Source organism: Pseudomonas edaphica (genome assembly GCF_005863185.1).
GTDB classification, from domain to species: domain Bacteria; phylum Pseudomonadota; class Gammaproteobacteria; order Pseudomonadales; family Pseudomonadaceae; genus Aquipseudomonas; species Aquipseudomonas edaphica.
Genome location: NZ_VBVZ01001006.1, coordinates 1 through 1,185, shown reverse-complemented (window position 1 = coordinate 1,185; position 1,185 = coordinate 1). Strand labels below are relative to the sequence as shown.

Below are 1,185 nucleotides of genomic sequence, written 5' to 3'. Positions count from 1 at the left end.
GCGCAAAACTGACGATGCATTTGTCTGAGCAGGTCTTTGCAGGACTGAAATGTAAGCAATGTCCCCGGCTTGCACCCTCCCGATCGGGGGGGGGCGGCGATCAAAAAGCCCTAACATTTCCGGGTCTAAAACTGAGATACCCAACCAACCGCAGTACAGGAAATTTCCTACATGAATTTCGGACAATGCATGGAATTAATGGCCCGAACATTCACCCCAATTTGAAAGGTGCTGCCATTGCTACTTATCACTAGGAGGACCGGCGAACGCTTACGTATCGACGACGAAATTCAGATCAAGGTGATTGACGTTATAGGCAGTCATGTCTCTTTAGGCATCCAGGCACCCAGGCATATCCCGATCGCTCGATCCGAACTGCATGAAAGAGCTATAGATGCCGAGGACAAAGACAAAAAGCCAGGCTCGCCATCCGCACCTGAATCACCATTGCCAAAAAATCGGTCATAACAGACCGTCCCGCGATTGGTAAACACAGTCAAACTGCGAACTTATTATTTTGCGTCGCTCTGAATCATATCGAGTACGCAAATGATCGAGGCATACGACATGGCTCTACATTTTCCCTCCCGCAACATCTGTCGGTTTGATACTGCGGGCGAGCGCCGTCTGGCTGAACGCCTGAAAAAAAACCGTCGGACGATTGGCTGTGCTGGTTAAATGTACCTGTGGGCCCAAAAGGCTTGCGGCCGGACTTTGTACTGATGCATCCGCAACGAGGTATTCTGGTACTGGAGGTCAAAAGACGGAAGGTTGAGACCATCGAAAGTATAACCCCTGAGCACGCTAGGTCAGCGACCCGACTTAAGTCGATGCAATAGTTGACTACCGAATTTTCGGTTTATCTGACCAAAATCGAAGACCCGACAAAAGCCGTGCATCTCGACTCGTTGTTCGAGTGAACGGACCTAATGGTTTGGACACTTCAGGGTGTCGCCTAGTTTAAACATTTAGTTTTATTGTCGATTCACATGTAAACCAAATCATATAGCGCAAGTCTCCTATTCCGTCATAAGCAGACTCTTTTTCCGATAGGCAACTGCGAGCAATATACGGATAAAAACCGCTCAAGTTAATTCAACTCTGTACAGGCCACGCTACACTGGCCCCACATCAGGCATTCGCCCAAACCCAAAAATAAAAAAGGGACCTGATCATGTACAACGA

Annotated in this window: 2 protein-coding genes; both read left to right on the top strand. The window is 48.4% G+C overall.

All coding sequences use genetic code 11. The annotated features are described in order from the left end of the window. On the top strand, nucleotides 1–254 hold a 254-nt coding region (locus FEM54_RS34500; RefSeq protein ID WP_205894448.1), incomplete at its 5' end, for a hypothetical protein. Next, nucleotides 229–468 (top strand): carbon storage regulator, encoded by a 240-nt coding sequence (locus FEM54_RS35210; protein ID WP_420875338.1) that lies wholly within the window; start codon nucleotides 229–231, stop codon nucleotides 466–468. The genes FEM54_RS34500 and FEM54_RS35210, both read left to right, overlap by 26 nt. The last annotated feature ends 717 nt before the right edge of the window (nucleotides 469–1,185 follow it).